Here is a 21,931-nt window from a genome sequence, read left to right on the forward strand (position 1 = left end):
CAAGCGTATCGAAAACTAATGCCTGTTTTTGGTAATCTTGTCAACGTATGCGTCGATGACGGCCACGGCCGTAATGTTGACTACGTCGCGAACGGAAGCTTCGAAGTCGGTGAAGTGGATGGGCTTGTTCAGCCCCATCTGAATCGGACCGATGATTTCCACGTCGGGGTCGAGAGCCTTCAGCAGCATGTAGGAACTGTTGGCCGAAGACATGTTGGGGAACACGAGCGTGTTGACATCTTTGCCTTTAAGACGTGTGAAGGGATATTTGTCGTCTCTCAATTCCTTGTTGAACGCGAAGTTCACCTGCATTTCCCCGTCGATGGCCATGTCGGGATAGTCTCTTTGCAGATGTTCCACTGCCTGGTGGACTTTGAGCGGAGATCCTGCCTCGTCCGTACCGAAGTTGGAGTAACTGATCATGGCCACGACAGGTTCTTCGTTGAAGAATCGGACGCTCTGCGCGCTCAGCTTGGCTATGTCGTACAGGACGTTCTCGTCGGGATGACGGTTGATCAGCGTGTCGGCCAGATAGTAAGTGCCCTTCTTGGTGTTCAAGATGTGCATGGTGCCGAAGGTCTTGTAGCCGGGACGGATTCCGACGACTTCTTTCGCAACCTTGATGGTGTTCGAATACTTGGTGTAGAGGCCTGTGATGAAGGCGTCCGCATCGCCTTGTTCCACCATGGACATGCCGAAGTAGTTGCGTTCATACATCTTGTCGTAAGCCTCTTCGAACGTGTAGCCCTGCCGCGCTTTACGCTCCGCCAGATGTTTTGCGAATGTAGCGCGTCTTCCTTGCTCCGGGTCTGCACGCATGTCGACGATTTCAATGCCTTCGAGATTGAGCTTTAGGCGCTGTGCCAATCGGTTGAGACGGTCGGGGTTGCCCAACAAAATAGGATGGCAGATTCCTTCCTGCTTGGCTTGTACTGCCGCTTTCATCATCGTTGGATGTCCACCTTCCGCAAAGACGACCCGCTGTGGGTGGCGTCTTGCGGTCTCGTGCAGCTTCTGGGTCAGCTTTGTCTCTTGTCCCAGCAACTGCATGAGATTCTTTTTGTAGGCCTCCCAGTCCGTTATCGACCTGCGGGCCACGCCGCTTTCCATAGCCGCTTTGGCGACGGCGGCGCTTACTTCCGTTATAAGTCGTGGGTCTACCGGTTTGGGAATGAAGTATTTGGGACCGAAGGTCAGGTCGTTGACACGATAGACGTCGTTGACAACATCAGGCACGGGCTGCTTTGCCAAGTCGGCGATTGCGTGTACGGCCGCCATCTTCATTTCTTCGTTGATGGCACGGGCGTGTACGTCCAGTGCGCCTCTGAATATATAGGGGAAGCCTATGACGTTGTTGATTTGGTTGGGATAGTCGCTGCGCCCCGTCGACATCAGAATGTCGGGGCGGCTTGCCATCGCGTCTTCGTAGGAAATCTCCGGCACAGGGTTGGCAAGCGCGAACACAATGGGCGTGGGGGCCATCGAGCGAATCATGTCTTGGGTCAGAATGTTTCCCTTTGACAAGCCCACGAAAACATCGGCACCCTTCATCGCTTCCTCCAGTGTGTGGATGTCGGTTCTGTCCGTGGCGAACAATTTCTTCTGTTCCGTGAGGTTTTCTCGGCTCTTTGTGATGACGCCTTTGGAGTCGAGCATGACGATGTTTTCACGTTTTGCTCCAAGTGCGCAATACAGTTGTGTGCAACTGATGGCTGCGGCACCGGCGCCATTCACGACTATCTTCACCTTCTTGATGTCCTTGCCGGCCACTTCAAGGGCGTTTTTCAGACCGGCGGCAGATATGATGGCCGTGCCATGCTGGTCGTCGTGCATCACCGGAATGTCGAGCGTCTCTTTCAATCGCTTCTCAATGTAGAAGCACTCCGGGGCTTTGATGTCCTCCAGATTGATTCCACCAAAAGACGGGGCAATCTTTTCAACGGCTTCGCAGAACTTTACAGGGTCTTTCTCCGCGACCTCAATGTCGAACACGTCAATGCCGCCATAAATCTTGAACAGCAGTCCTTTTCCTTCCATAACGGGCTTGCCGCTCATCGCCCCGATGTCGCCAAGGCCTAAAACGGCGGTACCATTGCTGATGACGGCAACGAGATTTCCCTTGTCCGTATATTTATAGACCGCGTCCGGGTCACTTTGAATTTCCAAACATGGGTAGGCTACGCCCGGAGAGTAGGCCAAGCTGAGATCCGTTTGCGTGTGATAGGGTTTGGTCGGTTTGACCTCTATTTTGCCAGGCCTACCATTAGAATGATATTCAAGGGCGGCTTCTTTTGTAATCTTTACCATAATATATATATTAAAACATGTATCATTGAAGCAAAGTTACTAAAAAACCACTGAAAGCAGCTGGTTTTTATATTTTTTTGTAACTTTGCGGCATAAAGATTATATATGGATAAGAATACCCAAACAGCTTATAGACAGAATCTTAAAGTCATGATTCTGAACGTGGCGATGCAAGAGTTTTATTCCAACGGGATAAGAAATGTAAAGATGGATGACATCGCAAGGAAACTGCAGATATCCAAAAGAACACTTTATGAGATATATGGAAACAAAGAGGAGTTGCTTCTGGAAGGATTGATGCGGGACGAAGCTCGGTTTGAAAGCCAACTCCAACAATTCACGCAAAGCAAGAAAAGGAATGTGATGGAGGTCGTCATGAAATTCTTCCAAATGCAAATGAAGCGCTTGTCGCAGGTCAATCCTTGTTTTTTTGTCGAGCTGCACAAATATGATCTCATCGTTTCTTTTCTGGAAAAGATACATAAAGAACGTAATATGCGCTCTGTTCTGTTTTTCAAGACGGGCGTGAAGGAAGGGCTGTTCAGAAATGATTTAGACTATGAACTCATCTCCCGGCTTTGTGAAGAGATGACGAGAAACGTCATGGAGAAAGAACTTTATCGTCTCTATGACTTGCAGCATATCTTCAGAAATATAATCATCGTGTTCGTTCGTGGCTTTGCCACAAAGGAAGGGATTGCCGTCATCGACAAATTCCTGGAGCAGGAAGGCCGCCAAGCAGAAGTTGTTCTGTAAATCCGAAAGTCCATGCGTTTACTGTCACAAACACATGGACTTTGATTTAATGGCATGAAAAAACACCGCCAAGTATCACTTAGCGGTGCTCTCTCATTACTTGTTCGTGCTAAAATTACATAGCGCTATCAGCAGCAGTAGTATCAACGGCAGCAGAGTCAGCAGCTGAATCTACAACAGCAGTATCAGAATCAGCGCCATTGGCGTTAGCCTGAGTTTTCTGACCACAAGATGCGAAAGAGATAGCAGCGATAGCTACGAACATCAAAACTAATTTCTTCATTTTCTTTGCTTTTTAAATCTGTAAAACAATCATTTGTTTATTAAAACGTTGCAAAGGTAAGTATTTTTTCTATATGTTGTTCTCTTTTTTGCGTTTTTTTTTATGCGCCATTTGTAACTTTTTTATAAGTGTTTGATTTGTAGTATATTACAAACGTCAAACGAATGTTAAATATTTCCGTTTGCCTTAACAGACTACTTGCCTTCCAACAAAAATGAGTAGATTGACAGGTAGCGAAGCCCCACTTTCTTGTATTCATGATACCTGTTGACATATTCCTTGCTCTCCTTTTTTAATTTGGCGACCAACGCGCGATTCTTTGCCAAGCGGGCCATTTGGCTATAGACGCTATGATAAGAGGGAAGGACGTTCACGATAGGTTTCAAGTCTTCATTTCCTAATATATCATAGTTTTCCGGCTCTCCGCCACCAATGCAGATGACGCCATGGCTCATGGCTTCCAACGAGTTCATGGATGGCGTATAGCTGTACAACTGGTCCAAAATGGCGTCGGCACCTCTCATCAGCTGGCGGTATTCTCGGAAAGGGACACTTTCCACAACCTTCAAATCCACCAAATCGGGCAAATCCCGTTTGACATCCAAGGCGGCTTGCAACATGATGTCTGTTCCCTTGTATTCGCTTCGTTCCTTGTTTATCCCAAGAAAGAAGCGTGTTTTGTCGGAAGATGGCGGATGCACGGCAGGTGGGGTGGACGCGTCTTCTTCCTGGTCGCAAACGATAGGGAAAGGAATAAAGTGCGTCTTGTGGGGATAATGGTCTTTATAAGAGACCCAGTACTCGTAAAGCCCGCAGATGATGGCGTCACAATCCTCTGCAATCATCCGGTTTAGCTTTTCTTTCGTCGTCCCCAACCAATCGGCCCGTTCTTTCAGCGCGTCTTTGTTTGTCCTTAGTTTGTTGCCGATGTTGAAGTCGCTATAGCGCAGAAGTTTTTCCACCAAGCAAGTCCGAACCCAATAATAGTCCATTCCGAAGGCTCCCATGACCACACGGCGATTATGTTTTCTTAGGAATTTGTAAATGGGGAAAATCCGTTCGGCGCGCAATTCCACGAACATGGGATTGATGAGCTGCACGATGTCGTAGCCGGTAAAAGCCCTCAACCTTGTGATGAGCTTGATGGCAAGGCGAATTCCACCGAGCTTGTTGGGAGTCCTCGACAGGTCGATGTCCCGCTCGTAATTCTTCCAGAAGTCTCCATTGGAAGCCACGGTGACCTCATGCCCCAAGTGACGAAAAGCCAAGGCCAAAGTTGCATGTACGTTGCTATACTCCCCCAACAATAAAATGCGCATCGCAAACAGAAAATTTGGTGATCAACGAATCGCTGCCAAAAGAAAAGCCTTGCCCAACTTGCTTTTCAGCGCCTTTCTGAAAACAACATACTTTGTGGTGTAATTCTTCTCCGGCAAGGGGAAAAGACCATGTTCTTTCAAATTGTTTATAGCTTGTTCCAAATGCTTGCCGCTATGCGTAAGCCGGATTACATTATATAAATAGTCCATGGACAATTGGGCGACGCGTCTTTCCAACGCTTCCGACTCCACATTAGGTAGGGTTGTCGACAAGTCACACAGCCTGCGGATTACTTCTACAGAATTGTTCAGACGCTGAATCTTGCTCATTTTATCCGTCTTGTGTGTCAGAGATCCATTGCGTTGACGATAATAATAAGCCTTGGCTTCCGTATAATAAACCTCTTTTGTAGAGAGTAGCAATTTGGTGGTGTACTCTTCGTCTTCGGCGTATGTCAACTCTTCGGAAAAAATCAAGCTACAGCCCAGCACCCTTTTGACAAGATAGTTGCAAACAGAGGCTTTCAGGTTGAACGACTTCATATACTCGCTGCCACTAACGGGCCCGTTCATGTCAAGAGCATAATCGCTCGCCTCGTTGTCCGTAGGTTCGAATCGAACCATGTCCGCATCTGTTCGTTTGGCGATTTGCACGCAATGGTCGTAAGCCACAGGAATCAAGTAGTCGTCGGCGTCTATAAACTGAATATACTTGCCCGAAGCCACTTTCATCCCCAAGTTGCGGGCTGCGGACGTTCCCTTGTTCTTACACCTTATATATATAAGGAGGTCTTGAAATTCCATCAGGTCGTCCAAAGGAGATATGTCACTTCCGTCGTCCACAATGATTATCTCGCGCTCTTCTGGCGAGAGTCGCAATTTCAGGATACTCTCCACGCACTCCTTCAGGATTGTCGTGGACTCGTTGTAGTAGGGAATGATGAAGCTTACCTTGAAGCTTTCACCATTTTGCGATAAAACCGATTCAGTCTGCATAACCTTTCAAGACCAAACAAATGTAATATTGATAATTTAAGCGTTCCATGATAGGGGAGGACGGGCAGCTTCAACACCTCGTCCCCCAACTCAAACAAATCCAGCTGGATGTTCAGGCAACACTTGTAAAAGTCCCTGTTGGAAATCTCGTTCAGCACCGCTATCTGGCTGTCCAGCAGATGGGCTACATCTTCTGTTGTCGCCTTGGCCGTAATCCCCGCGCCATTCCAGGTGTAGTGGTATAGACCTTGCGAGGTAGTCATGGTTTTGCGACACAGCTTGAGCAAAGCCGGCAGAACGGCGACGTCTTCAAAGTTCTGGTTCAGTGGGAATCTGACGGTTTCAAAAACATGCCGTCTGAAGACCTTGTTCCACATGTAGGCATGCCGATACGCCTTGTTTTCCAGCCAAAAGGCAGCAAAGGAGTCATACGTCCGAGACGTCAGTCGGTTTAAACGCGCCAGCCGGTCATGCCCCTCTTTCTCAATATATGAAAACTCTACCATGTCAATCGTTGGGTCTCGAAGGAGCGGCGACATTACTTCCTTGTAGGTGGAAGGTTCCAAATAATCATCGGAATCCACAAAGGTAATGAAATCGCCCGACGCCAATTCCAGTCCGTGGTTTCTGGCCGCACTCAGTCCCGCATGCCGTTGGGCCACGTATATCATGCGGGGAACATTTGTCGCCAACCGGCGGCATAGCGTCTCACACTGTGGATTCGTCGACCCGTCGTTGACAATGATGATTTCCGTTTCGTCAACCCCCTGTTCGGCAACACTCATGACGCAGCGCTCCAAGGTTGCGGCGGTGTCATATACAGGTATGATAACGGATAGTTTCATGGGGCAAAGATAACAAAAATACACGAACGAACCATGTTTCGACATTCTTTTATTATCTTTGCAGGCTATGAAGACCAATAGAAATACTCAATCCAACGATTATGAGCGATATGTCGTGCAGGAACCCTTCCCGTTGTTGGAATGGTTGCTTGCCCATCTGCATGAGAGCAAGTCCAAAATCAAGGCCACGCTCAAAGGTGGGGGCATAAAGGTCAACGGCAAGATAGTCACACAGTTTGACTACCCCTTGACGGAGGGCATGAAGATTTCTGTCAGCAAGAGCAAGCGCAACGACATGTTCAAGAGTCGTTACGTGAAAATCGTCTACGAAGACCGCCATCTGCTCGTCATCGAAAAAAACATCGGAATCCTCTCGATGGCCGGCGGTCATTCGTCGCTTACGGTCAAAGCCGTATTGGATAACTACCTGCACAAAAGCCGACAAAATTGCACTGCTCATGTCGTACACAGACTGGATCGCGACACCAGTGGTCTCATGATATATGCCAAGGACATCCAGACGGAACAACTCCTGGAACATGATTGGCACAATGTCGTCTATGACCGCAGGTATGTCGCCGTCGTATCGGGTGAGGTGGAAAACGACGAAGGCACCATCGCCAACTGGCTCAAGGACAACCGGGCCTATATCACGTTCTCTTCGCCGGTGGACAATGGGGGCAAGTATGCCGTCACCCATTTTCGTGTTCTCAAGCGGAGTCCCTATCACAGCTTGGTCGAATATCGACTTGAGACAGGGCGGAAGAATCAAATACGTGTGCATAGTGCGGACATGGGCCATCCCGTCTGCGGCGACACCAAATATGGGAACGGCGACGATCCTTGTGGACGCCTGTGTCTCCACGCCTACGTACTATGCTTTTATCATCCCATCACGCATGAGCGAATGGAGTTCGATGCCCCCATCCCTCCTGCGTTCATGAAAGTCTTTAAGTAATAGAGTTGCTTGTTTTGTTATGAATTCCAGTATAACTTATTTCATCTACATCCTCGTAGCCGTAGTCGTGGGGGTGTTTGTCGTCAAGAAGGTGACCGGCTGCTTGATAAAAAGCATTCTTGCCTTCCTGATTCTTGCCATTCTGGTCGTCCTTTACTATATGAATGCCTGAGGTCAGAAGTCGAATCTTATCTTCGCGTTGACCCTCCGTCCTGTCAGATAGTTGGGGATGGCGTATTGAACGTTGCTCACGTCTGTGATCCAATAGTAGCTGTTCACGTTGTTGACGCCAAAGAGGTTGAGCCCTTCCAGGCTCAGCCAGATGTCCTTGAGCACCGACTTCCTCTCACGAAATTGATTGTTGTAGAGCCGGTAACTGACCCCCAAGTCCACACGCTTGTAGGCGGGCGCCCTGAAGTTGGTGGCTTCCAGTTCACGGTGTGGCGCAAAGAAGGGCAGTCCGTCCGTATACACCAGGTTCAGGCTGGCCTTCCATCTGTCGGTCATGGGGAAGTAGTCTGTAAAAAAGAGATTGACGGAATACCGCTGGTCGGTCGGCAGGACGACTCTCTTGCCATCCAGCTTCATCCCGGTGCTCATCAGTGACACGCTGAGCCACGAATCAGTCTCTGGCACAAACTCTCCATACAGCTTCAAGTCCAGCCCCGCCGTATGTCCTTTCCCTTGATTTGAACCATAGTAGACCACTTTCACATTGTTTACAGAATAGGGTGTCATTCGGTCCAAAGCCTTGTAATAGGCTTCGGCTGAGAATCTGTATTTGCGGTTTCTGATGATGAAGCGATTCTCGTAGCCCAGAATCAGGTGGATTGAACGCTGGCTTTCTATTTTCCGATTCAGCCCGATGCGGGCAACACCGCCCACCATCGCGGTATCCTTCAACTCCTTGTAGAACGGCGCTTGATAATACACGCCGGCTGCCAGGCGGAATGTGCTGTTGGGTGAAAAGGCCGGGACGACGCCCAAGGCGACACGAGGACTGACGATAGTCTCCTTGTTGTAGTTCCAGTATCCCATCCGAATGCCGTAGTTGAGCGTGAAATACGTTTCTTGCGAGGCGTCCGTAAACCGATAGGTGTCCTGCAAGTAGACTTCCGTTCTCCGTGAGCGCAACTCATTCTTGCCGCTGACGGCATAAATCATGTTCAGGTCTTTCCCCGTGTGGGGCAGACTGTAGCCGGCGGAGTCTCTCATCTCATACTCATTGGCATTTTCCTTGATGTGTTCCCATTTCTGCGACACCGCCGCCTGAACGTCGTGTCTGGACGTCTTGTTCCGATACATCAGTTTCAACGCCCCCACACGGGCCGTCAGATAGTCACGGGAATGTTCAAAATAGGTTCCGACCGCGATGTCGTTGCCCAAGCTCGTCTGTTGGAGCCAATATTGCCCCTCGATGTCGTAGGCTTCCTGTTCGCGAGTGGAGTAGGCCGAAGCCAAAAGCGACAGGGAAGCACCCTTCCCCCAGTACCTTGTAAGGGCCACGCTGCCGAAATAAGTGGTGAACAAGTCTTTCTCCTGTCCATTGAAATACACCTTGAATTTCAGCGCGTTGTCCATTGTCCCGAAGGCCGTGTTCCGACTCTCCGGAATGAAGGTGTAATGGCTGTCGTTGACATTGCCGACGAGACTCAGCTCCCACCGCCGGTTGGGGTAATACTTCAGGAATGTCTGGTAGTCCAAATGCCGAGGATGGTATTCACCGCTGTTGTCGAGTGTACCCAGCAGGTATCGGTTGGTCTTGTATCTGACGCTGTTGAGCCACGTCAGTTTCTTTGTCGCCAAGCCCAGGTAGGCGTCGCCCCCCAGCAGACTTGCGGTCAAAGCGCCTTCGACGCGGCCCGGTTTCAACGTCTTGTATTGTATGTCGAGCGCCGACGACATCTGGTCGCCGTACTTCGTTTCAAATCCACCGGTGGAGAAACCAATCCGGTCGACCATGTAGGGGTTGATGATCGACAGTCCCTCCTGTTGTCCCGACCTGACGAGGAACGGGCGATAGACCTCCACGTCATTCAGAAAGACCACATTCTCGTTGAAGGAGCCGCCTCTGACATTGTATTGAGAGGACAACTCGTCGTGACTGCTGACACCCGGCTGCGTCTGTATCAGGCTTTCCACAGCATTGCCGCTTGCCGAGGCCTGAAACCGCATGTCCCGGCTTTTCAGTTCCTGGCTTTGCGACGTCTGAATCTTCTGCCCCTCGACCACAACCTCCGCCAACGCTTCGTTGGGTTGCAATACGATCTGCAGCGTCTGCTTCCCCCTGGGCCTTCGCAACACCTTCGTCCTGGGCTTATAGCCCAGCAAGGAGAATCTGACGGACACGCTGTCAGCGCTTTGCAACGTCATGCTGAAGTTGCCGTGGATTGTCGTGAACACCGTTTTGCCCTGGCTTGCGACCGAAACCATCGCAAACTCCAAGCCGTTCATGTCTTCATCCAGCACGCGTCCCTGCAAAGTGAATTGCTGTGCCGAAGTCGGCAGGACGCTCAAGGCGAGAAAGACAATCAATGCGAACAGCTGTTTCATAAGGTCTTGGTCTGCTGTGGTCATGGTTGGTTACAGTAGTTTCATCTCTTCGTAGATTCGTTGCACGGGCAGTCCCATCACATTGTAGAAACTTCCCTCCAGATTCGTGACGCCGATGTAGCCTATCCACTCCTGTATGCCATAGGCACCGGCCTTGTCGAATGGCTGACAATCGCGGATGTAGCGGTCTATCTCCTCGTCGGACAGTTCCTTGAAGGTCACCCGGGTCGTGACGCCGAACGACCGCCGAGCCTTCTTCGTCATGAGGCACACCCCCGTAGTCACCAGATGCGTCCGTCCGCTGAGCCGCCGCAGCATGCCGAAAGCTTCGGCGGCGTCATGCGGTTTGCCCAGTATGCAGTCGTCCACGATGACCACCGTGTCGGCCGTAATCAGTAGTTCGTCTTCATCAAGGTCGTCATGATACGCATCGGCCTTCTTCTTGGCGATGTGCAGAGGCACCTCCCGACTCTCCAAACCAGCCGGGTATGATTCGTCGATGTCGGGCTTTACGTTTACGCAAAAATCCAATCCCAGCCCCGCAAGCAACTCTTTGCGCCTCGGGGAATGACTTGCCAGTACGATTCGTTTGAATTTCATAAATGTTTCATTTTACAGTATGCTGCAACATGCTGGTTTGCAGAAAATTGAAAAGCCGGCACGCCGGTGTGCTTCCTCACCATCCGAAGGCCACTTCGCCGTCGAGCCACTTGCTTTGAGCCCGCAACACTTGTTCCAAAACGTCGCGACCGACTCCGTGTCCGCCGTCGCGCCCGCTCACATAGCAGCAGATTTGCTTGATGTCGGGGCAGGCGTCGGCCGGGCAACAGGCGCACCCCACCTCACGCATGACTTCATAATCGGGAATGTCGTCGCCGACATACAGAATCTGTTCGTCGGCCAACGAATACTTCTGCTTGAACTGACGATACGCAACCGTCTTGACCGCGCATCCCATATAGATGTCGGTCATGCCCAATCCCTCGTACCGTTTTCTGACAGCTTCCGTCTTTCCACCTGTCAAAATCGCGACCCGAAGCCCCTGTTTCACCGCCAGCTGTATGGCATAGCCGTCCTTGATGTTGACGGTTCGCAGAGGTTCGCCGCTGGAAGCCAGCGTGATGGTCTCGGCGGAAAGTACGCCGTCGACATCGAAAACGACCGCCCGTATTTTGCTTAAGTCGTAATTGATCATCCGTTTTGCTTTTCTTGCAAAGTTAGACATAATAAATCAAAAACTCGCATGAACGAAACGAGAATCATTTGCGCAGGAAATAAATTGTCAAAGGTTTTTACAAATCACCCTGGAAAAGTGCCGTTGTTTTTGACAAAACCGACACTCGCTCGAAATGATGCCGTATTTTTGAATCACAGCAACGCGTTGTAAATCAGTCATTTGGCTGCGAATACTCGGCAAAAGCACCGCCGTGTGTTCGCCGAAGCAGCCCTTTGGCGCCGCAAAAGGGCTGCTTTTGCCCGCAGAAAGCATGACGTTCCGCTCGTGTTCGCTTGCTTTTGGACGCGTAAAAAGCGGCAAATCGGCCTCAGAAAAGTCATCTTTTCTCATTTATTCCCGGTCCAAGCACCGTCTTCCCGTTGAACTCGCGTGGAATAAAAGCTGTTTTGACAGGAAATCAGAGCACTGTTTTTTATGAATTTTTTTTAATGAAATACTTGACAGTTACATCGTTTTTGGTTATATTTGCAACATCAAAGGCGGGATTCTAAATAGGATTGATTATGGCAAAGTATAATATCATAGAAAAGACCGAGAAGGAAGCGGTTTACCGCACGCTGATTAGTCCGAAGCTGATGGACGGGCTTAAAGAGAGAATCTTGGACGTAATCCTCATTCAGAAGAAGTACAAGGACAAGGATTACTCGGCCAAACGACTGGCCGAAGACCTCGGAACCAACACCCGTTACATCTCCGCCGTGGTCAACGTCCGCTTCCACATGAACTATACGGCCTTTGTCAATAAATTCAGAATCGAAGAGGCCATGTCGCTGCTGCGCGACAAGCGTTACAAAGACTTGAACATGGAGGACATCTCCGACATCGTGGGCTTTTCCAACCGGCAGTCTTTCTACGCCTCTTTCTTCAAACAGAACGGATGTACGCCGCGCGACTACAAGGTGCAACACCAGACTTCAGGCGAATCGAAGCCGAAGAAACGCGGTCGAAAGCCGAAGACTTCAAACGAAAAATGAAAACTATGGAGTATGTTTCAGACGACGCTGACATGCGCTTTGCCGACATTCAGATGTTGCGTTATCGCCTCAAAGGATTTGAGGAACTGCCGCTAAAAAACAAAATCTTCATATACTATCTGGCAAAAGCCACACTGGTCGGGCGTGACATCACGACCGACCAATTTGGTGCATACAACCTGCTGGTGAGAAAAACGCTGGAAGGCATTTACCTCCATTGGCAAGGTCGGCGCCCGGCGCCTGATTTTCTGGGGCTTGAAACCTATCTCCGACAAGTGTGGTTCGCCAACGGCATATACCATCACTATTCCTCTGACAAGTTCATACCTGCGTTTTCGGAAGCCTTCTTCGTGTCGGAATACGACAAGCTGCCGACAAACGAGCTTCCGCTTGCCGACGGCCAGACGCGAGAAGAGCTGCGGGCGTGCCTCTGTCGGGTGCTTTTCGACAGGGACTTCCTGCCCAAGCGCGTCAACAAGGCGGATGGGGCAGACTTGGTCGCTACGTCGGCATGCAATTATTACGAAGGGGTGACACAGGCTGAAGCCGAAGACTTTTACAGGAAAAAGAGCGAAGACTTCGCGCTTCGGCACCCTGATTTGAAACATACGCAACCTTCGTGGGGGCTCAACAGCCGCTTGGTCAAGAGAAACGGGGTGCTTCAGGAGGAGGTCTGTTCGGCTGCCGGGCGTTACGCAAGCGTCATCAAGCAGATTGTCTTGTGGCTGTCGAAAGCGCGGGAGTACGCCGAGAACGGGCGACAGCAGGAGGCGATCGACTTGCTTGTCAAATATTATGAAACCGGCGATTTGTCCGTTTTCGACCAATATTCCATCAAATGGCTTGAAGCGACGGAGGGGCAAGTCGACTTCATCAATGGTTTCATAGAAGTGTATGGCGACCCGCTGGGGCTGAAAGGCTCCTGGGAGGGCATTGTCGAATACAAGGACATGAAGGCGACAGGCCGCGCCCGCCTCATCAGCGAGAATGCGCAGTGGTTCGAAGACCATTCTCCGGTCGACCCACGCTTCCGCAAGGAGAAGGTCAGGGGGGTGATTGCGAATGTCGTGTGCGCGGCCATGCTCGGTGGCGACGAATATCCGTCTACGGCCATCGGTATCAATCTCCCCAACGCCGACTGGATTCGTGCCGCCCACGGCTCCAAGAGTGTGAGCATTTCCAACCTCACCGACGCCTATCACGAGGCTTCGCGAACGTCGGGACTGCTGGAGGAGTTTGTCGCAGACCGGCAAATGCTCGCCGCCGTCAAGGAGTATGGAGACGTCTGCGACGACCTGCACACCGACCTGCACGAGTGCTTGGGCCATGGCAGCGGGAAGCTGCTGGAAGGGACAGACCCCAACGCGCTCAAGAACTATGGCAACGCCATCGAGGAGGCCAGGGCCGATCTGTTCGGACTCCACTATATGGCCGACGCAAAGCTGGTTGAATTGGGCTTGCTGCCGAATGGAGAGGCGTACAAGAGCTTCTATTACACCTATCTTATGAATGGAGCGATGACGCAGCTGGTCCGCATCAAGCCGGGAGACCGTATTGAGGAAGCTCACATGCAGAACCGGGCGATGATAGCCCGCTGGGTGCTTCGACACGAGGGGGACGTTGCCCGAATCGAGGAGCGCGATGGGAAACATTACATTGTCGTGAACGACTATGAAGCGCTTCGGGGACTGTTCGGCACGTTGCTTGCCGAAGTTCAACGCATCAAGAGCGAAGGAGACTATGCGGCCGCCAGGCAGTTGGTGGAGACTTATGGCATTGAAATAGCTCCGGAGTTGCATAAGGAGGTCTTGAAACGTTACGAGAAACTCCATCTCGCACCCTACAAAGGATTCATCAATCCACGGATGACTCCCGTCATGGACGAAACAGGGAGCATTGTGGACATCCAAGTGGACTATGAGGAAAGCTATACGCACCAGATGTTGCGGTATGGCCGTGAGTATGGAATCTTGTAAAAGGAACGGAATATTTATGAGTAATCAAGAGATAAAAGACAAACTCAACAAGATAAAGCAGAGCTTTCGGCTGATGATGAACGGGCCTGCTTCGCAGTCCATGCGTGAAAAGGGGGTCAGCTACAAGCTCAACTGGGGCGTGTCGTTCGCCGACCTGAAAGACATGGCACAGGAATATGGCAAGGACAGGCTGCTTGCCGTGGAACTATGGAAGCAGAACATACGTGAATGCCAGATATTGGCTTGCCTGATTATGCCCGCGGAGGAATTTCCGCAGGAGATGGCCGAGATTTGGATGGAGCAGGTGCAGACGCCCGAAATCGCCAACATGCTTGCCTTCAATTTGCTTCAGGACACCGACTACGCTCCTGAATTGGCTTTCAGATGGCTCGCATCGGACAAGCCGCTCTACGAGTTGTGTGCCTATACTTTGCTGGGGCGTCTGTTCCAGAGAGGGATGGCGCCGAACGAACGTGGCATAAACGAATTGCTGGACCAGGCCACTGTGGCCATGAGCGGCGACAATGTCATGGTGAAGCATGCTGCCTGCAACTGCCTGAACAAGTTCGGAGATCTGGACGAGGAATACAGGCAGCTGGCCCTGAAGGTCATGGAGCACGTCCACGAATAGACAGCGCCAAGCGCTTGCCGCATGTCGGCTTGCTGGCGGAGGCATACAAGCATGTTGAATGAGTCCACAAAGTGGAGAACAAGGTGCATGGAAGACAATATTCACACCAAGGCCAGGAAAATACTGGATCGCTATCTGGAGGAAAATCAATTGCGGAAAACCCCAGAGCGATATGCCATATTGGAAACGGTCTATAACATAAAGGGCGCGTTCGCGCTCGATGAACTCAGCGAAATGCTGGCACTGAACAACTTCAGGGTCAGTCGCGCCACCATATACAACAACATCCGCTTCTTTCTGAAGCTCAGGCTTGTGGTGCGTCATCGCTTTATGGACGGCACCCGATACTCGGCCGGCCTGCTCAGGCAGAATTTCTGCCATCAAGTGTGCACCGTCTGCGGAGCGGTCAAGGAGATACAGATTCCCGCTTTGGCGAGAACGGTCAACGAAGCAAGGTTCAGAAAGTTTCACCATGACACCTTCGCCCTCTACATCTATGGCGTATGTGCCAAGTGTCAGGCCCGTCAGGCGAGAAAGAACGTGGGAACGAACAAATTGGAAAATCGAAAAACCAAACTATAATAATGGAAACAAAGGGTAAAGTTGACGTCCTTCTGGGATTGCAGTGGGGCGACGAAGGTAAAGGAAAGGTTGTCGACGTGCTGACACCGATGTATGATGTTGTGGCACGATTTCAGGGAGGCCCCAATGCAGGGCATACACTTGAGTTCGAAGGAGAGAAATATGTGTTGCGCTCCATTCCGTCGGGTATATTCCAAGGCGGCAAGACCAACATCATCGGCAATGGCGTCGTGCTCGCCCCCGACTTGTTCATGGCGGAGGCGTTGGAACTTGAAAAGACAGGCCATCCGCTGAAAGAGCGTCTCCATATCTCCAAGAAGGCGCATCTGATCATGCCGACCCACCGGCTTCTCGACCGGGCCAATGAAGCGGTCAAAGGCAAGGACAAGGTGGGGACTACAGGCAAGGGGATTGGCCCGACCTACACGGACAAGATCAGTAGAAACGGATTGAGAGTAGGGGATATCCTCCACCGTTTTGAAGAAAAGTATCGGGCTCACAAAGAACGCCACCTCGCGATGTTGCATGCGCTTGGATGGACTGACTTGACAGGGCTGAAGGAAGCGGAAGCCAGATGGATGGAAGGCGTCGAGTTCATGAAGCAGTTCAGTCTTGTTGATTCCGAACATGAGATCAATGCTGTCCTCCGCAATGGCAGGCGAATCCTCTGCGAAGGCGCCCAGGGCACCATGCTCGACGTCGACTTCGGCTCATATCCATTCGTAACTTCTTCGAACACCATCTGTGCCGGTGCCTGTACGGGGTTGGGGATAGGCCCCAATAGAATCGGCGAGGTGTTCGGTATCATGAAAGCCTATTGCACGCGCGTTGGTTCAGGTCCTTTCCCGACAGAGCTCTTTGATGAGACGGGGAAGAAAATCCGAGACCTCGGCCATGAATATGGTGCGGTGACCGGACGCGAGCGGCGTTGCGGATGGATCGACTTGATTCAACTGAAATATTCTGTCATGCTCAATGGCGTTACACAATTGATCATGATGAAGAGCGACGTCCTGGACAGTTTTGGCACCATCAAGGCTTGTGTAGGCTATCTGTTGCCCAACGGCGAGGAAACGACCGACTTGCCGTATGAACTTGACGGCGTGAAGCCCATCTACAAGGAGTTTGATGGATGGTGCACGGACATGACGCATTTCACTTCGGAAGAGCAGTTCCCAGAGAAATTCCGCAACTATGTCGACTTCCTGGAAGGCTTTTTGGAAACGCCCATCAAAGTTATTTCTATCGGTCCGGACAGGGCCCAGACTATCATTCGCAAATAAACAATCAACTAATGTCTCAGAAAACAAACATACCAAAAGGTACGCGTGACTTCGGCCCGCAGGAGATGGCCAAGCGCAACTATATATTCGACACGATAAAAGAGGTTTATGCACTTTATGGATTCCAGCAGATAGAAACCCCTGCCATGGAGACCCTTCAGACGCTGATGGGCAAGTATGGAGAGGAGGGCGACAAATTGCTTTTCAAGGTGCTTAATTCCGGCGACTTCCTGAGCAAGGTTTCTGATGAAGAATTGCAGGAGCGCAACAGTCTGCACCTTGCATCCAAACTTTGTGAGAAAGGACTTCGCTACGACTTGACGGTGCCTTTCGCCCGCTATGTGGTCATGCACCACGACGAGTTGCAGTTCCCCTTCAAGCGCTATCAGATTCAGCCAGTATGGCGTGCCGACCGACCGCAGAAAGGTCGTTATCGCGAGTTTTATCAGTGCGATGCGGATGTGGTCGGCTCCGACTCTCTTATGAATGAGGTTGAACTCATGCAGATTGTCGACACCGTGTTCACGAAATTCGGAATCAGGGTTCAGATTAAAATAAACAATCGAAAGATCCTGTCGGGAATTGCAGAAATCATCGGTGAAGATGACAAGATTGTCGACATAACGGTGGCCATAGACAAGTTGGATAAAATAGGATTGGAGAATGTCTATGCGGAACTGCATGAAAAGGGGATTTCCGATGCAGCCATAGAAAAGCTCCAGCCTTTCATCACACTGGCCGGCACCAATGAAGAAAAACTGCAAGTTGTGGCAGAAACATTGGCAAGTTCGGAAATCGGACAGAAAGGCGCAGAGGAAATCAAGTATATCCTTCAGACGTTGAAGACGATAGGACTGAATAATGAAATAGAGTTTGACTTGACGCTGGCGCGCGGACTCAATTATTATACGGGGGCCATTTTTGAGGTCAAAGCCCTTGATACGCCAATGGGCAGCATTACCGGAGGTGGTCGCTACGACAACCTTACCGGCATATTCGGCATGCCAGGACTAAGCGGTGTGGGTATCAGCTTCGGCGCAGACCGCATTTATGACGTCTTGAACACGCTGAATCTGTACCCTCAGGAGACCGTCAGCTCGACCAAAGTCCTCTTCATCAATTTTGGAGAAGAGGAAGCCATGTACTGCATGCAGGTGATGGTTAAATGCAGACAGGCGGGAATCAGAACGGAAATCTACCCCGATGCGGCGAAAATGAAGAAGCAGATGAGTTACGCCAATGCAAAGCAGATACCATTTGTCGCCTTGGTTGGCGAAAATGAGATGCGGGAAAACAGGATTACACTCAAGAATATGAAGACTGGTGAGCAGCAGCAATTGACGGCAGAAGAGCTGTATGACAAGCTGAAAAGCTAAACTAAAAGCCGCTGCTTGATCGACAAGGCAAAAAAGCGTATCTTCGTATACGATTTTACATATTATTTTATATTTAATACAAAGACTTATGAAAAAGAAATTTATCTGTACCGTATGCGGGTACATCCATGAAGGAACGGAAGCTCCCGAGCAGTGCCCCATCTGCAAAGCTCCTGCCAGCAAATTCAAGGAGATGGAAGATGTAGCTGCTGACGATTTGCAGCTTGCCACCGTACATTATCTCGGTGCTGCTTACAAGGAAGGTGTGAGCGAAGAGCTGATTCAGCATTGCAAAGACACTTTCGCCGGAGAATGCGGAGAAGTCGGCATGTATCTGGCAATGGCTCGGCAGGCTGACCGTGAAGGCTATCCTGAAGTTGCACGCGCATACGAGCATTATGCTTACGAAGAGGCAAACCATGCTTCACGCTACGCAGAATTGCTGGGTGAAGTTCTGGGTGACACCAAGAGCAATCTTGAGGCGCGCATCGCCGCCGAAAAGGACGCCTGTGCCGAAAAGTTTGCCATGGCAAAGAAAGCCAAGGCGGAAGGTAACGACACCTTGCACGACACCATCCATGAAATGGCCAAGGACGAAGCTCGGCATGCCGCAGGCTTCGCCGGACTGTACAAGCGTTATTTCAAGCAATAGGCATTCTTAATGCTACGATGTAAAAGAGGATGTATCATAATATGGTACATCCTCTTATTCTTTTTATCCGTTCGCATCTATTTTTGAACAGCCGGTTTAATGCTGTTTATACAATGCCTTGGGCCATCATCGCCTTGGCTACTTTGAGGAAGCCGGCTACGTTCGCTCCTTTCACATAGTTGATGTAGCCGTCGGGCTGCGTGCCGTATTTCACGCAGTTGGCATGGATGTCGTCCATGATGTCGTGAAGCTTGGCGTCGACCTCCTCGCGGCTCCAGCGCAGCCGTTCGGAGTTCTGCGTCATTTCGAGTCCGGACACCGCCACACCGCCTGCATTGGAAGCCTTTCCCGGGCAATAGAGAAGCTTCGCGTCCTGGAACACCTTGATGGCTTCCGGCACCGTCGGCATGTTTGCCCCCTCGCTCACTGCAATGACACCATTGGCGACGAGGGCGCGGGCGGCTTCTTCGTTGATTTCGTTTTGTGTGGCACAAGGTGTGGCTATGTCGGCCTTCTCAAACCACGGCTTGGCCCCTTCCACGTATTTTACGCCGTATTTCTCGGCATATTCCTTGATGCGGCCGCGTTCAATGTTCTTGAGTTCCATGATGTAGGCCAGCTTTTCGGAGTCTATGCCGTCCGGGTCGTAGATATAGCCGTCCGAGTCGGAACAGGTGACGGGTTTGGCACCAAGTTCAATGAGTTTCTCTATCGTATATTGGGCAACGTTTCCTGCGCCCGAGACCAACACCGTCTTGCCCGCAAGGTCAATGTTTCTCGTCCGCAGCATGTTCTGTAGGAAGTAGACATTGCCATAACCGGTTGCTTCGGGACGAATGCGTGAACCGCCAAATTCCTGCCCCTTGCCGGTGAGAATGCCTTGGAACTGATGCGTCAGTTTCTTGTACATGCCGAACATGAAGCCCACCTCGCGGCCACCCACACCGATGTCGCCGGCCGGAACGTCCTCGTCGGGGCCGATGTGGCGATAGAGCTCGGTCATGAAAGCCTGGCAGAAGCGCATGACTTCGGCGTTGCTCTTGCCGCGTGGAGAAAAGTCAGACCCGCCCTTGGCCCCGCCCATCGGCAGCGTCGTCAGCGAGTTCTTGAATGTTTGCTCAAAGGCAAGGAACTTGAGAATGGACAAGTTGACGGATTGATGGTAGCGCAATCCCCCCTTGTAGGGGCCAATGGCGTTGTTGTGCTGAACTCTGTAGCCCATATTGGTTTGTACGTTTCCTTTGTCATCGACCCATGTCACGCGAAATTCCACCAACCGGTCGGGGATGCACAGCCGTTCGATGAGATTGGCTTTCTCAAATTCCGGGTGCTTGTTATACTCATCTTCAATCGTACTCAGTACTTGACTCACTGCCTGAATGTACTCAGGCTCATTGGGGAATCGTTGCTTCAGATTCTCTACAACATCCACTGCTCTCATAAATTCTATAATTTTGTAATCTTCTATAGGCCCGCCAATGCTGTTGTCGCACACAAATCGGCCGCCTCTTGTCAGTCTCTCGTTGCAAAGTTATAGTAAAATGTTGGGTTATGAGACAAAATGTTTTGATTATCGCGTTTGTTTGTGATATTTTGTCGTTAATTTCATAAAATACAAACGTTTTGACATTCGCCTACATTATTATATAAGCGCATCCTAACGTTGGCTTGCGGCGTAGCCGACCAACTCGTCCGTCCGACCGCCAAGCCCACGATAGTACACGAGCAGCTGATACCGGTTGGCCGTTTGATGGAAGTTGCCTTCCGATGGCAATGGTTTCATTCTGCCGTTTTCGTCCTCTTCCACGTACTGATAGGAGTAGTAGCCTTGTTTGAGGCGGAGGGTGGCATGGTAGAGTCGGTCCGCGGCGTCGTATTCCATTTGGTAGGGTGGGGAGAAGTGCCCATGGGTGAAGTTGGCATTTATATAGATGGGATTTTTCTGGAAGGGCGACTTCAGACTGAAATTGACATCGACGTAGTCTGCCGTGGTATGGACATCGTGGTTGTCGCTGTTGCGGATGAGGAATGCTCCATTGCCGCTTACGTCAAAGACATAGTTGGGCCGAGGCTCGTCCGTCCAGAGGTCGGCCGTGACCATGTCGCCGTTCCAGCCGATTTCCTTGACACCCATGGTGGGATGGTCGGTGTCGAGGATTTCAAACTTTCGGTATTCATTCCCTCCATCGAAAATCAGTTCAGGGCAATGTTCCCATAGCAGCATGTGGGCGCCGGACGCCGCAGGGCGTGCGTTCATCACGGCGTTGTCCCATCTTTGGTTTTGCAAGAGGATGGTTTTGAACTGCCTCTGCGGGTCGGAAACCGGCAAGGAGGCGTAATCAATCGAGAATGCCACCTGCTGGTGCGAACGGTTGATGTCGATGTCCGTGTTGGAGCTGACCGTCAGCGACGCCTTCACCCTGGGATTTACAATCATGAAATAGCAGACAAGTGCGATCCGGTCGGGCGAGCCGGCCTCGTAGACCGTCACTTTATAGTTGCCGCCGAGCTTGAAACGGAGCTGGGGATTGGGCAGGCTGAACGCGTAGTGGGTGTACAGCACATTGGTGTTGACGGATTTTTCGACATCGGTGATGTCGAGGTCTGCAAGAAAACCGTCTCCGACATCCGTGGGGAAGAGGCCTGTCGACACGCTCCAGTCCGCTTCACAGTGTTCGACCTTATACTGATAGCGTTGGAAATCGTGTCCGAACCGGTCGAATCCGAAGTCGACGGACTGGCCCCCGTCAAGCCTGATGATGGGCAACGACCGCCAGTCGTTGCCGGCAACGACCGTGACGGAAGCGATGTCTTCTTGATGGATACAGGTCTGTTGGGCATGCAAACAGACCGATACGAGCATTGCCATGAGGCATGATAAAATTCTTGTCATAAGGCAAATTTAGCCCAATTCCTTCAAAAGCAGTCGAGTTTGCTGCTTTTTTTTTATTTTGGAGATGCCGGATCCAGTGGTTCCAAGACCAATCGACCTTGCATTCGCCATGACAGATTGCTTTTCATGTGATTGAATGGTCAAAGACTGTCTTCGTTTTTCCGTCCCGCCGTTTGTTTTGGCGTTTCCCCGGCCTCGGAAAGTCTCCCACCGTTTGTTTTGGCGTTTCCCGAGCCTCGGAAAGTCTCCCACCGTTTGTTTTGACGTTTCCCCGGCCTCGAAATTTTACAAATGTTTTGTTTTGACGTTT

General features: G+C 50.8%; 21 protein-coding genes. 10 read left to right on the forward strand and 11 right to left on the reverse strand.

Going from position 1 to position 21,931, the window contains the following annotated elements; translation table 11 throughout:
- Nucleotides 1-15: 15 nt before the first annotated feature.
- A complete protein-coding gene (locus K334_RS0111445) occupies nucleotides 16-2,307 on the reverse strand; it encodes an NADP-dependent malic enzyme (protein ID WP_027444997.1) in 2,292 nt (763 codons plus the stop codon).
- 105 nt (nucleotides 2,308-2,412) lie between these two features.
- Between K334_RS0111445 and K334_RS13975 the strand changes: the two genes are divergently transcribed.
- On the forward strand, nucleotides 2,413-3,063 hold the full coding sequence (locus K334_RS13975) for a TetR/AcrR family transcriptional regulator (protein ID WP_021589519.1): 651 nt from the start codon (nucleotides 2,413-2,415) through the stop codon (nucleotides 3,061-3,063).
- A gap of 115 nt (nucleotides 3,064-3,178) precedes the next feature.
- Here K334_RS13975 and K334_RS15100 read toward each other — a convergent pair whose 3' ends face one another.
- The 4 genes from K334_RS15100 to K334_RS0111470 form a co-directional block, all read right to left on the reverse strand.
- Nucleotides 3,179-3,346 (reverse strand): PG1828 family lipoprotein, encoded by a 168-nt coding sequence (locus tag K334_RS15100; protein WP_169712455.1) that lies wholly within the window; start codon nucleotides 3,344-3,346, stop codon nucleotides 3,179-3,181.
- Between the two features lie 194 nt (nucleotides 3,347-3,540).
- On the reverse strand, nucleotides 3,541-4,665 hold the full coding sequence (locus tag K334_RS0111460; RefSeq protein WP_025881598.1) for a glycosyltransferase family protein: 1,125 nt from the start codon (nucleotides 4,663-4,665) through the stop codon (nucleotides 3,541-3,543).
- Between the two features lie 21 nt (nucleotides 4,666-4,686).
- Nucleotides 4,687-5,661 carry a glycosyltransferase family 2 protein gene (locus K334_RS0111465; RefSeq protein ID WP_025881597.1) on the reverse strand — a complete coding sequence of 325 codons (975 nt, stop codon included), beginning with the start codon at nucleotides 5,659-5,661 and terminating at the stop codon, nucleotides 4,687-4,689.
- Complete coding sequence (locus K334_RS0111470) at nucleotides 5,613-6,506, reverse strand: glycosyltransferase family 2 protein (RefSeq protein ID WP_025881596.1); 894 nt, start codon at nucleotides 6,504-6,506, stop codon at nucleotides 5,613-5,615. The genes K334_RS0111465 and K334_RS0111470 overlap by 49 nt, the downstream gene beginning before the upstream one ends.
- A 67-nt stretch (nucleotides 6,507-6,573) precedes the next feature.
- Here K334_RS0111470 and K334_RS0111475 point away from each other — a divergent pair, with 67 nt between their 5' ends.
- Both K334_RS0111475 and K334_RS15105 read left to right on the forward strand, forming a co-directional pair.
- Nucleotides 6,574-7,464, forward strand: coding sequence for an RluA family pseudouridine synthase (locus K334_RS0111475; protein WP_025881595.1), 891 nt, complete (start codon nucleotides 6,574-6,576; stop codon nucleotides 7,462-7,464).
- A 19-nt stretch (nucleotides 7,465-7,483) separates the two neighbouring features.
- The gene (locus K334_RS15105) at nucleotides 7,484-7,636 is read left to right on the forward strand and encodes a hypothetical protein (RefSeq protein WP_169712456.1); all 153 of its coding nucleotides are present in this window, start codon (nucleotides 7,484-7,486) and stop codon (nucleotides 7,634-7,636) included.
- A 2-nt stretch (nucleotides 7,637-7,638) separates the two neighbouring features.
- On the opposite strand, the gene K334_RS0111485 is transcribed toward K334_RS15105, so the two are convergent.
- The 4 genes from K334_RS0111485 to K334_RS14910 all read right to left on the reverse strand — a co-directional run bounded on the left by K334_RS0111485 (nucleotide 7,639) and on the right by K334_RS14910 (nucleotide 11,584).
- Entirely contained in the window at nucleotides 7,639-10,017 is a 2,379-nt protein-coding gene (locus tag K334_RS0111485; protein ID WP_025881593.1) for a TonB-dependent receptor, read from the reverse strand.
- 30 nt (nucleotides 10,018-10,047) lie between these two features.
- Nucleotides 10,048-10,617 (reverse strand): Maf-like protein, encoded by a 570-nt coding sequence (locus K334_RS0111490; RefSeq protein WP_021589509.1) that lies wholly within the window; start codon nucleotides 10,615-10,617, stop codon nucleotides 10,048-10,050.
- Between the two features lie 76 nt (nucleotides 10,618-10,693).
- Complete coding sequence (locus tag K334_RS0111495) at nucleotides 10,694-11,212, reverse strand: KdsC family phosphatase (protein WP_021589529.1); 519 nt, start codon at nucleotides 11,210-11,212, stop codon at nucleotides 10,694-10,696.
- An 87-nt stretch (nucleotides 11,213-11,299) separates the two neighbouring features.
- Nucleotides 11,300-11,584: a hypothetical protein gene (locus K334_RS14910; RefSeq protein WP_154655611.1), complete on the reverse strand. Its 285-nt coding sequence runs from the start codon at nucleotides 11,582-11,584 to the stop codon at nucleotides 11,300-11,302.
- A gap of 173 nt (nucleotides 11,585-11,757) precedes the next feature.
- Here K334_RS14910 and K334_RS0111500 point away from each other — a divergent pair, with 173 nt between their 5' ends.
- The 7 genes from K334_RS0111500 (at nucleotide 11,758) to K334_RS0111530 (ending at nucleotide 18,728) form a co-directional block, all read left to right on the forward strand.
- Nucleotides 11,758-12,228 carry a helix-turn-helix domain-containing protein gene (locus K334_RS0111500; protein WP_025881591.1) on the forward strand — a complete coding sequence of 157 codons (471 nt, stop codon included), beginning with the start codon at nucleotides 11,758-11,760 and terminating at the stop codon, nucleotides 12,226-12,228.
- 5 nt (nucleotides 12,229-12,233) lie between these two features.
- Complete coding sequence (locus tag K334_RS0111505) at nucleotides 12,234-14,204, forward strand: dipeptidyl-peptidase 3 family protein (protein ID WP_027444998.1); 1,971 nt, start codon at nucleotides 12,234-12,236, stop codon at nucleotides 14,202-14,204.
- Nucleotides 14,205-14,220: 16 nt separating this feature from the next.
- Nucleotides 14,221-14,835: a DNA alkylation repair protein gene (locus tag K334_RS0111510; protein ID WP_025881590.1), complete on the forward strand. Its 615-nt coding sequence runs from the start codon at nucleotides 14,221-14,223 to the stop codon at nucleotides 14,833-14,835.
- 87 nt (nucleotides 14,836-14,922) lie between these two features.
- Nucleotides 14,923-15,417, forward strand: a complete 495-nt coding sequence (locus K334_RS0111515) for a Fur family transcriptional regulator (protein ID WP_021589514.1) — start codon at nucleotides 14,923-14,925, stop codon at nucleotides 15,415-15,417.
- Between the two features lie 2 nt (nucleotides 15,418-15,419).
- Nucleotides 15,420-16,700, forward strand: a complete 1,281-nt coding sequence (locus tag K334_RS0111520; RefSeq protein WP_025881588.1) for an adenylosuccinate synthase — start codon at nucleotides 15,420-15,422, stop codon at nucleotides 16,698-16,700.
- A gap of 11 nt (nucleotides 16,701-16,711) precedes the next feature.
- Nucleotides 16,712-18,076 carry a histidine--tRNA ligase gene (hisS, locus tag K334_RS0111525; RefSeq protein ID WP_025881587.1) on the forward strand — a complete coding sequence of 455 codons (1,365 nt, stop codon included), beginning with the start codon at nucleotides 16,712-16,714 and terminating at the stop codon, nucleotides 18,074-18,076.
- Between the two features lie 88 nt (nucleotides 18,077-18,164).
- Nucleotides 18,165-18,728, forward strand: a complete 564-nt coding sequence (locus K334_RS0111530) for an NADH peroxidase (protein ID WP_027444999.1) — start codon at nucleotides 18,165-18,167, stop codon at nucleotides 18,726-18,728.
- A 106-nt stretch (nucleotides 18,729-18,834) separates the two neighbouring features.
- On the opposite strand, the gene K334_RS0111535 is transcribed toward K334_RS0111530, so the two are convergent.
- Nucleotides 18,835-20,169: an NADP-specific glutamate dehydrogenase gene (locus K334_RS0111535; RefSeq protein ID WP_025881586.1), complete on the reverse strand. Its 1,335-nt coding sequence runs from the start codon at nucleotides 20,167-20,169 to the stop codon at nucleotides 18,835-18,837.
- Between the two features lie 216 nt (nucleotides 20,170-20,385).
- Nucleotides 20,386-21,621: a type IX secretion system plug protein gene (locus tag K334_RS0111540; protein ID WP_027445000.1), complete on the reverse strand. Its 1,236-nt coding sequence runs from the start codon at nucleotides 21,619-21,621 to the stop codon at nucleotides 20,386-20,388.
- Between the last annotated feature and the right edge of the window lie 310 nt (nucleotides 21,622-21,931).

This window comes from Segatella baroniae DSM 16972 = JCM 13447, assembly GCF_000426585.1.
Taxonomy (GTDB): domain Bacteria; phylum Bacteroidota; class Bacteroidia; order Bacteroidales; family Bacteroidaceae; genus Prevotella; species Prevotella baroniae.